Raw genomic sequence first — 10,006 nt, 5'->3', positions numbered from 1 at the left:
GGAAACTCAAGGCCACGCGCAGGAGCCTCACCGAATTTCCGAAGGGGGGCCGACGGATTCATCCGTCGTGCCGTGCTGCCGTCCAGGGGAGGGGCTCAGCACCATGGATCGTCATGGCTTCGGACTGTCATGGAGACAGTCCTCGCCCAGGCATCGGCGTACGGCGGCGGGTGTCGCCGCGCTCGTCGCGGCCGCGCTCGGCATCGGGCTGCTCGCCCCCGGCTGGGACGGCTCGGGGCCCGCGGCGGCCCCTCCCAAGACCCCGGGGACGGCGGAGTCGTCGGGCCCGTTGGACGAGGAAGCGGCACAGGAGAAGGCCGTCGCGTCGGGCAAGCGCGTCGAGGTGGAGGCCCTGCGCAACGAGACCTCCACGACCTACGCCAGGCCGGACGGCAGCTTCGAGCTGATCGCCTACGGGGCTCCCGTACGGGCCGAGGTGGACGGCGTCTGGAAGCCGATCGACACCACGCTCACCGCCGTCGAGGACGGCTGGGCGCCCAAGGCCGCCGCCGACCCGGTGGTCTTCTCCCGCGGCGGAGACGGCGAGGCCCAAAGGTCGAGCGGCGCGGCCGGAGCCACGAGCAGCCTTACGTCCGCTCACCCGGCCGTATACCGGGTCACCGACAGCGGCGGCACCCTCCAAGCGGCCGACGGCAGCGCCACGTACACCGATCTGGCCACCCTCACCACCGCCGGCCACCAGGTCACCCTGAGCTGGCCGGGCGCGCTGCCCGAGCCCGTCATCAACGGGGCCGCCGCTCTGTACCGGAACGTGTTCACGGATGTCGACCTGCTGGTGACCGCCCAGGACAGCGGCTTCACCCATGTGCTGATCGTCCACAACGCCGAGGCCGCCGCCAACCCGGCGCTGGAGAAGCTGAGTTACGGGCTGTCCTCGCCGGACCTGTACTTCCGGCTCGACCCGGTCACTCGGGTCGTCACCGGCGAGGACGCCGAGGGCGAAGAGATCACGGTGAGCCCCACCCCCTACATGTGGGACTCCGCCGGCACCCGGGCCGTCACCGACGGGGACGACCCCGAACCCGCCGAGCCCTCCGAAGACCCCTCACCCTCCTACTCGGAGGAGCCGGGCGAGGAGATCAGCGACGGACCGGAGCCACCGCCCCTGGACACCGAGGGCCCGACGCCGACCGCGGAGCCCGACGAGACCGGCCCGTCCCGTACTCCCGAGCCCACGAGCACCGACGATCCGTCGGCCGCCGCGTACGAGGGTTCCGGGACCGGTGGCGGTGTCGTCCCGGCCGGTCTGCTGCGGGCCGCCGCCCCGACCGATGCCGAGGTATGGGCCCTTCCTGGACTCGCCGGACCTGACATGAACACCCATGTCGCCGTCGCGGAAGCCGAGTTGAGCGCTCCCGGCACCACCTCCAGCACCCTGGGCATCGTCCCGGACAAGGGCCTGCTGACCGCCGAGGACACGGAGTACCCGGTCTTCATCGACCCGACGATCTACGGCAAGACCAGGAACTGGACGACGGCCTACGACCGTTTCCCCACCTCTAGCTTCTACGACGGCGCCCACTACAACACGGGCACCACAGAAGCCCGGGTCGGCTACGAGGCCACCACGTGGGGCACCTCCCGGTCCTTCTTCCGCCTCGGCTGGGACCGGAACATCAAGGGCGCCACGGTCGCCTCCGCCTCGATCAGTCTGCGCGAGACCTACGCCTGGTCCTGCTCCGCCCGTTCGATGGAGGTGTGGCACACCGGCAGCATCTCCTCCAAGACCACCTGGAGCAATCAGCCCTCCTGGCTGTCCCTGATCGGCACCAAGTCCTTCGCGCACGGCTACAACTCCTCCTGCCCGGACGCGTACGTCTCCTACGACGCCGCTTCGATCGCCCAGGACGCCGCGGACAACGGCTGGTCCTCGCTCACCCTCGGACTGCAGGCGTCGGACGAGAAGTCGGCGTACCCGTGGAAGAAGTTCAAGGCCGAGGGCGACGGCGCACCGCGGCTCAACCTCGTCTACAACCGCAAGCCCGCGGCCCCCAAGTCGCTGGACCAGACACCCGGCGGCGTGAGCTGCGACCGCACCTCGCCGGCCCAGCACATCGGCAAGCGTGATCTGGTGCTGTCGGCGAAGTCCTCCGATCCGGACGACACCTCCGTCCAGCAGAACCTGAAGTACCTGCACTTCCAGGTGTGGCGGAGCGACAACGTCGACGACAAGATCGTCGACGAGAAGGTCACCGTGGACAGCTCCGGCAAGGCCTCCCTCACCGTGGCCAAGTCGGAGTTCGACAACAAGAAGATCTATCGGTGGCACGTACGCGCCATTGACGCGAGCGGCGCGGGCTCCGCCTGGTCTCCGACCACGGCCCCGACGTTCTGCCACTTCCTCTTCGACAGCGACGCTCCCGAGGAACCGATCGTGACCTCCACCGACTTCCCCATGACGGACGAGGACGGCAGCGTCTGGTCCAAGGTGAAGTTCGGCACGGCTGGCGGCTTCACCATCGCGCCCGACAGCGACGGGGACGTCGTCAGGTTCGAGTGGTCCTTCAACACGACGAGCTATCTCGGTGGCAAGGACGTGGCGGCCGGCGCGTCGGTGACCGTGGACCTCAAACCGCACTTCGCCGGTCCCAACGTCTTCTACGTCCGCGCCGTGGACAGCGGGGGCAACGTCTCGCCCGGCACCAAGTACATCTTCTACGTCACCCCGCGCGACAAGGCGGACGGACCCGGCGACTTCACCGGCGACACCTACCCCGACCTGATCGGTATCCACGAGGACAGGCAGCTCTGGACCTACCCCGGCAACTCGGCCGGCAACGTGGGCGTCGGCCTGTCCGCCGCCCACCGGAACGGCACCCCGCTCGACCCCGAGGAGTACGCCGACTACTGGGTGAGCGCGGCCGGAGAGCCCGCGCTGCTCACCCACGACCGGGACGTCCAGCCCGGAGACGGCATCAACGACCTCTTCGCCCGGATGCCCGACGACAAGCTCTACGTCTACAAGGGCGACGGCTACGGCGGCGTCGACATCGCTCAGCGCATGAGCGTGCTGCTGCCGGAGAACGGTCCCGCCCCGGCCACGTTCACGCAGATGATCGCCGGGGACATCAACCTGGACGGACAGTCCGACCTGTTCGTCCGCACCGAGGGCGGCGGCTTCTGGATCCTCACCGGCTACACCGGTACCAGTTTCACCACCGCCACCAGGGTCGCCGCCACGACCTGGGGCGACCGCGACCTCGTCTCCGTCGGTGACCACAACGCCGACGGCACTCCCGACCTGCTGTTCCGTTCCCGGACCTCCGACCGTCTCGTCCTGCGCCACGGCGTGAAGGACACGGTGAACGGCGGCTCCACCATCGCCTCGTTCGCCACTGCCGCTGCCTCCCTCTACGGCAACGACACCGTCTACGCCGAGGGCTGGAACGAGGTGACCACACCCATCACCCACATCCGCGGCACCCCGGACGTCAGCGGGGACGGGATCCCCGACATCTGGGCCCTCGCCGCGGACGGCAGTGTCCAACTGCACGCGGGAGGCAAGCTCACCATCGGTGCCGCGACGGCCGTCGTCGCCTCGTCCGCGGCGTGGGGCACCAACAAGCTCACCTTCGGCTGACGACATGGACGGGGCGGTGCTCCCGTTCACCGGACACCGAAGAAACGGAGGGCTCCGGCGGAAGGAATCCGCCGGGGCCCTCTCCATGGCCGTCCTGTGCCGTCGGGATGGTGACCGGGCGTCGGGTGCGGGCCGGAAGCCCGGTGGCGCGCGTCGCGAAACAGCGACCCGCTCGTGCGCTCATGGCCGCTGATGAATCGAGGTTAAGCGCCCGGTCACGCTGCCGCCGTGGCGGCGCAAACTCGCCCTCGTAGGACTTAGTCCGACACAGCGGACAGCTCGTCCGTCGGCAGATCGGATGGAGTCATCGTGGGAAGTTTCACCAGAAGGAATTTCATCGGCGGACTCGCCGTGGTCGGTACGGCCGTGGTGGCGGGGCCGGTGGTGGCGGGACCGGTGGCGGCAGCGCCCCTGGTGGCGGGACCGGTGGCGGCAGCGCCCCTGACGGCGGCACCCGCGCGGGACGTCGAGACGTGGGAGCTCATCGGCAAGGACGTGTTCACCGGCGAGGCCGAGAGCTCGCGCGGCCAGGGCGTCACCACGGACGGCACTCACTGGTACTTCTCCAGCAGCAACGGGCTGGAGATCACGGACATGCGGTACAACACCGTCTTCAAGAGCTCGCCGGCCATTCCGGCCGCATTGGCCAACCCCTCGCCGCTCGCCTACAAGGGCCTGAACCACATCGGCGACATCGACTACGCCAACGGCAAGCTCTACATCTCGCTCGACACCAGCACGCGCGACTCGGTCACCGGCAGCAGATACGACACGCCGGTGTTCGCCGTCTACAACGCCGCCCAGCTGAGCTTCACCGGGCACGCCGTCGCCCTGAACCCGCCGCACGGCGTGCAGGACATCGCGAGCTGGGTGGCCGTCGACGCGCACAAGGGCCTCGCCTACGGCATGGCCTATGACAACGCGACGGAGATAGCCGTCTACAACCTGCGCGACTGGACGTTCAAGAAGTACATCCCGCTGTCGCAGACGATCGACCAGGCCCAGGGCGGCAAGATCCATGACGGCTGGATGTACTTCGCCTCGAACGACGCGGGGAAGAACATCTCCCGCGCCAACCTGACGACCGGCGAGGTCCAGGTCCTCTTCAACCTCAAGGTTCCCTACGCCCAGGAGGTCGAAGGCCTGTCGTTCCTGGAGACACGGAACGGTCTGACCCTCAACATCCTCAACCGGGAGCAGCCGGAGCCGAACGGTCCCAGCAACGTCACCTTCTATCACTACCGGTTGAAGGTGACGGGCACACCGGTCATCAAGGGTTCGCCGAAGGTCGGCGGGTACGTGACCGCCGACCCGGGCAAGTGGGTCCCGGACGCGAAGTTCAGCTACCAGTGGCTCGTGAACGGCAAGCCGGTGGCGGGCGCGACCAGGTCGCGGTTCCACCTCGCCGGAAAGTACCTCGGCGACAAGGTGAGCGTTCGGGTGACCGGCACATGGGCCAACGGGACGTCGAGCACAGTCGAGTCCAGGCCGGTGACGGTCGGCCGTGACCGGCACCGGCACGAAGAGGTGAGGGGTCACCACGGGCACTGACCCCCGTTGCGACGACGTGGCCGGGCCGCACTAACGGCGCGGCGCGGCGCGGTGCGGTGCGGTGCGGTGACGCTCACCGTCCACCGGATCACCGTCCACCGGATCACCGTCACCGCCACCGTCTGAAATGAGGCGGCCAGGTGCCGAGGGGGCCCGTCGCACAACGGACCCCCTCGTTCACCCGATCCACCTTCATGCCTGAGGAGTTCGCCGACCTTGGCGACGGCGTGACGGGCGGCGTGACGGGCATCGCGCAGTCGGCCGGCACTCAGCCCGGCCGCGTCCATGAGACCGCCGTACGCTACGTCGCCGCGCTGTACCCGGAGGGGGCGGCCCGACGACCCCGTTGGCCGTCCGGCAGCTGAGGTGATCACCAGGGCGGACCGTCAGCTGGTCTCTTGAGACCGATCAGCCATCGAAACGGTTCCAGTCGACAGGGAGGTCGGCCGGCGGGTCCAGGGCGCTTCGGTGGGTGGCGCCGGCCCAGACATCGAATGCTTCGCCGTCCTCACTGCTGACATGCACGACGAGGCCGGGGGCCGCATAGAAGTGAGTGGCTGCCCAGGGCCAGAAGGGACGCAGGGGCACAAGGCGCAGCTCTTCGGTGAGTTGCCCGACCTGTGGTGCCGTGGGTTCGCGAGGCGGGGCGCGGTAGTCGGCGCCCATGGAGGCCTCGAAGAGGGAGAACTGGAGCAGGAAGCCGCTGAGCGGTTCCTGCTCGGCGATCGGCCGTTCAGTACAGGGCCTTGTAGCCCTGCCAGCCAGTGGTGATCTCGGTGCGGGGACCGAGGGCGCCCTTGCCGTTGCCGTTGCTGCGCCACAGCTTGCCGGAGGTGTCGCGGGAGACGATGTCCGCCTTCCCGTCCCCGGTGATGTCGCCGGCGCCCACCACGACGTTCGAGGAGGCACCCCAGTTGTCGGCCACCTTGGCCCGCGCCTTGAAGCCGCCGGTCCCGGTGCCCGCGTACCGCCACAGTTCGTTCGACGCGTCCTGCGCCAGCAGGTCTCCGTACCCGTCACCGTTGAGGTCGCCCGCGCCGATGATCTTCTTGTAGCCGGACCACTTGGAGAGGATCTTCACCCGGGCCGCGAGCTTTCCGCTGCTCGTGGCTTTGGACAGGTAGATGTCACCGGTGGACGCCTGGCGGCTGATCAGGTCCGCCCGGCCGTCGCCGGTGAGGTCGCCCGGTGAGGTCAGCACGTCGTACTGGTTCCAGCCCGACGTTCCCAGCGTGGTGTACGGCGTGGATGTCGTCAGGGCCTTGCCGCACCCCGGCCGGTACGCCCGCAGCGCACCGCTGCTGAGCCGCACGATCACGTCATTGCAGCGGTCACCGTCCAGGTCTCCGAACGGCACCGCGGTGATCGAGGCCGGCCAGCCCGAGGCCGTCGTCTTCGTCGGGAACTTCCCGGTGCCGTCGCCCTGGTGGAAGGTGAGCGCGCCCGAAGGGGTGAGCGTGAGCAGGTCGCCGATGCCGTCGGACTTGATGTGGTCGCGTCTCACGGCGGCACCACCCGTCAGCTTCAGCGAGCCGAACGCCGTCGCCGACGTGCCCTGCCCGTCTGCCGGGGCAGCCGTCAGGGTCCAGGTGTACGTGCCGTTCGGCACATACGCGCCCGCCGCCGTCCTGCCGTTCCAGGACGCGTGGACCGCGTCGTGCGCGGCGCCGCCGGACAGGGTGCGCACGGTGGCGCCGGTCGCCTTGTTCCTGAGCACCAGCGTCCACGACGCGGCCGGTTCCGACAGCCACCATGTGCCGTCCCACAAGGAGGACGAGTTCACCGGACTGACCGAAGGTTCCGTCTTCGCTCCGAGGACCGCGATGTCCGAGGCGGGGACACCGCTCCGTACGACGTGGACGTCCTGGGAGTCGGGGTCCACGTAACCGACCAGGCCGGTGTACGGGTCGAGGTCCCACTTTCCGGTCCGGGCGGCCAGGGGCCGGCTCACCGCGGAGCCGCTTGTGACATCCGTGAGGGTCAGCGCCCCGGACGTGGAATCACGTGTGACCAGGAAGCCGTCGCCCAGGCGCTTCTCTCCTCCGGCCGGAGCGGCGATGAGCGTCTTCCCGCGGGTGTCGTACACGAAGGCCTTCCGCCGGCTCCCTGGGGAAAGATCGCACGAGCCGGACCAGTACACCCAGCGTCCCACCGCCTGGAAGTCCGACGTACCGCAGCCGCCGCCCACCTGGAACGACGTGATCGCGTCGCCCGAACGCACCTCCGTGGCCGTCACGGCGCCGTCGGTGGACCGCGTCCACAGCGTCTCCCCCCACAGGGCGGCGGCGGTCGTACCGGCCGAGCCCGTGAGGGTGAGCACGGTCTTCCGCGTGCCCAGATCGGCCACCATCAGCCCGTCTCCCCCGGACGCGGGTCCCCGCCAGGAGGCGTACCGGCCCTCGACGTCCACGAGACCGTGGTTTTCCTGGAGGCCGGAGACCAACATGGTGCCGGGGAGAGACTGCCCCTGGTCCAGGACATGGATCTCCCCTGCCTGGTTGTGGTAGACCGCCCGCCCGTCTCCCGTGCCCAGGAGCCGGGGACAGGCCTCGTTCATGACCCCGCACCTGTAGGTCCGGCCCCGGTCCGTGCGCGTGCCCGCCGTCAGGGTCCCGTCCGCGGTCAGCGAGCGGCTGTACAGGTGCGTCGCCCCGTCGCCGGACTCGTAGGTCATCAGCTCACCGCCGCTCAGATCGAGCGACTCGATCCCCATCGGCACGGCCGGAAGGTCCACGATCCGGCGCGTCCGGGGCAGCCCGTCGGCCCCCACCTCGACCTTGGCGATGCCGTAGTCGACGGAGGACTCTCCGCCGGCGAGGACCAGACCGCCGTCGGGGGTGACGAGGGCCTCGGCGTCCGTCCGCTTGGCCAGGGGCAGTTCCGCGGAGCCGTCGAAGGGCAGCGCGGACACGCTCCAGTAGGACGAGTCGCCGCGCCGCGCGACGACGAGAGCGTCACCGACGACGCCGAGAATCCTGTTCCCGGGGTCGCGAGGGAACAGAACCTCGTGCGTGGGAGCGTCGTAGGCACCCTTGGCGTACACCCGCACCCGGGACGTGGTGTACCAACCGGCCAGGTAGTCGGAGCCCACCACGGTGTCCATGTTCGCCACCTGCGGGGGCAGGAACGTGGCGGCGCCGGTCTCCGGATCCACCCAGGCGTACTGGAAGACCCGGTCCGGGCCGTAGAAGTTGACGAGGAGGCCGGAGGCGTCGCCCGTGGGGTAGAAGGGAAAAACCGTTCCGTCCGGGAATCCGGTCACGGGCCTCTGCACCGTACGGCCGTTCTCGTCGCGCAGCAGGAAGAGCCGAGTCCGTTCCCCGCCCGTCGAAGGGCTGGTCAGGACAGTGCGCCCGAACGTCCGCAGATAGCTCTGGTCCGCCGGAATCGTCACGGTCTCCGTCGCACCGGTTCCCAGGTCCCGGAGCAGGACCTGTCCACCGCTGCTCCCGGACGGGCGGAGGGCGACGACGTCCGAACCGGTGCCGTACGCACCCGGAGTGCGCGGCCCGAGTTCCTCGCCGCCTTCCACCGGCTTTCGGCTGCCGTCGTAGCCGGTCCACCAGAGGCCGGAGCCCTCACCCTCAGTGGCCGAACGGTACTCGAGGAAGCCGGAGGCCCCCGCGCTCTGCAGATACGCCGTGCGCGGAGTCGTGCGCACGGTGGCCGGAACGATGATCTCCGTCGCGGTCCCCGCGTGCGCGGGCGCGGGCGCTACCAGCGGAACGGCGGACACCGAGAGCGCCAACCCCGTGATGGCGGCAAGGGAGCCACGCACGAAAATACGACGAGTCACTTAGTTCCCCTCCCCGCGGAGGGCCCCACCACCCCCCGAACAAGCGAGCGGATATTAGCAGTTGTTCCGGACGAATGACCTTGCCGAGCCGGTTGGTCCGGTGATTTCGCCGCGGATCCGTCAACCCCTCTGACCTGCGGCGACGTCATCCACGTCTTCATTTGCCAGAACACAGTTCGTCGACCGGGCGTTGTCAGAATTACTTGCCAGGTTTCCGTCGTGTTGTGAGGCCGAGCCGCACGCCCCGGACAACCCCTAGCCGCAGGACGGACACAGTCCGCGGTAGATGACCTCGGCCCCCGACACCGTGAAGCCGAATCGTTCCTCCGCCGGGAGGTCGGCCAGTGGGTTTCCGGTCGGGTGGACGTCGCGGATCGTGCCGCAGCTGGAGCACACCAGATGCTGGTGCGGGTGGCGCGCGTTGGGGTCGTAGCGCTTGGCGCGGCCCTCCGTGGAGACCTCCATGACCTCGCCGAGGGAGACCAGTTCGCCCAGGGTGTTGTAGACGGTCGCCCGGGAGATCTCGGGCAGTCGCCGCGCCGCGAGGGCGTGCACCTCGTCGGCCGTGAGATGCACATGGTCGCCGTCGAGGACCTGCGCGACGACACGCCGCTGGGAGGTCATCCGCCAGCCACGTCCTCGCAGTCGCTCCAGCAGGTCGCTCATATCAGTTCACCTATTCAGGTTTGTACGGATACCCGAGATTTATCAGTGGACGTCCGGATTCTAATTAAGTATACGTTTGGTCTGCTTCTTGACTTGGACTCCGTCCATCGTAGGATCGGTTCCGGCGATAGCCAAGGGACAGGAAGATTCCGGTACGGCAGGAGACAGAGACGTGATGGGACCACCCCCGACGAACTGTTCGGCGCCGGCCTGCGGGTGACGGCCGCCCGGGGCGCGCCGCCCGAGACTGTCCAGGCCTCTGGGGCCCGGGGGGCGCGAGCGCGTGGGTCATGTCTCCCCTCACGTCATGTGTGGGGCTCATGTGTGACTTCCGACGCGCTCACCGCCACGGGACTCCCGCGCCGCGCCGCGCATCCGTCGGCCAACGCCGC

General features: G+C 69.1%; 6 protein-coding genes. 3 read left to right on the top strand and 3 right to left on the bottom strand.

The genetic code is table 11. The features are described 5' to 3' along the window. Positions 1–103: 103 nt before the first annotated feature. From ACWGDX_RS27950 to ACWGDX_RS27940, 3 genes are all read left to right on the top strand, one after another. Positions 104–3,601, top strand: a complete 3,498-nt coding sequence (locus ACWGDX_RS27950) for a DNRLRE domain-containing protein (protein WP_453629893.1) — start codon at positions 104–106, stop codon at positions 3,599–3,601. A gap of 309 nt (positions 3,602–3,910) precedes the next feature. Then, the gene (locus tag ACWGDX_RS27945; protein WP_453629892.1) at positions 3,911–5,152 is read left to right on the top strand and encodes a hypothetical protein; all 1,242 of its coding nucleotides are present in this window, start codon (positions 3,911–3,913) and stop codon (positions 5,150–5,152) included. 194 nt (positions 5,153–5,346) lie between these two features. Then, a complete protein-coding gene (locus ACWGDX_RS27940; RefSeq protein ID WP_453629890.1) occupies positions 5,347–5,517 on the top strand; it encodes a hypothetical protein in 171 nt (56 codons plus the stop codon). A gap of 43 nt (positions 5,518–5,560) precedes the next feature. On the opposite strand, the gene ACWGDX_RS27935 is transcribed toward ACWGDX_RS27940, so the two are convergent. The 3 genes from ACWGDX_RS27935 to ACWGDX_RS27925 form a co-directional block, all read right to left on the bottom strand. Continuing rightward, the gene (locus ACWGDX_RS27935; RefSeq protein WP_453629888.1) at positions 5,561–5,818 is read right to left on the bottom strand and encodes a hypothetical protein; all 258 of its coding nucleotides are present in this window, start codon (positions 5,816–5,818) and stop codon (positions 5,561–5,563) included. A 67-nt stretch (positions 5,819–5,885) separates the two neighbouring features. Beyond that, positions 5,886–8,948 (bottom strand): FG-GAP-like repeat-containing protein, encoded by a 3,063-nt coding sequence (locus ACWGDX_RS27930; protein ID WP_453629886.1) that lies wholly within the window; start codon positions 8,946–8,948, stop codon positions 5,886–5,888. 255 nt (positions 8,949–9,203) lie between these two features. Then, on the bottom strand, positions 9,204–9,614 hold the full coding sequence (locus ACWGDX_RS27925; RefSeq protein WP_363083066.1) for a Fur family transcriptional regulator: 411 nt from the start codon (positions 9,612–9,614) through the stop codon (positions 9,204–9,206). Positions 9,615–10,006: the final 392 nt, after the last annotated feature.

This window comes from Streptomyces sp. NPDC055025 (assembly GCF_053608565.1).
This window is presented reverse-complemented; position numbering and strand designations above follow the sequence as displayed.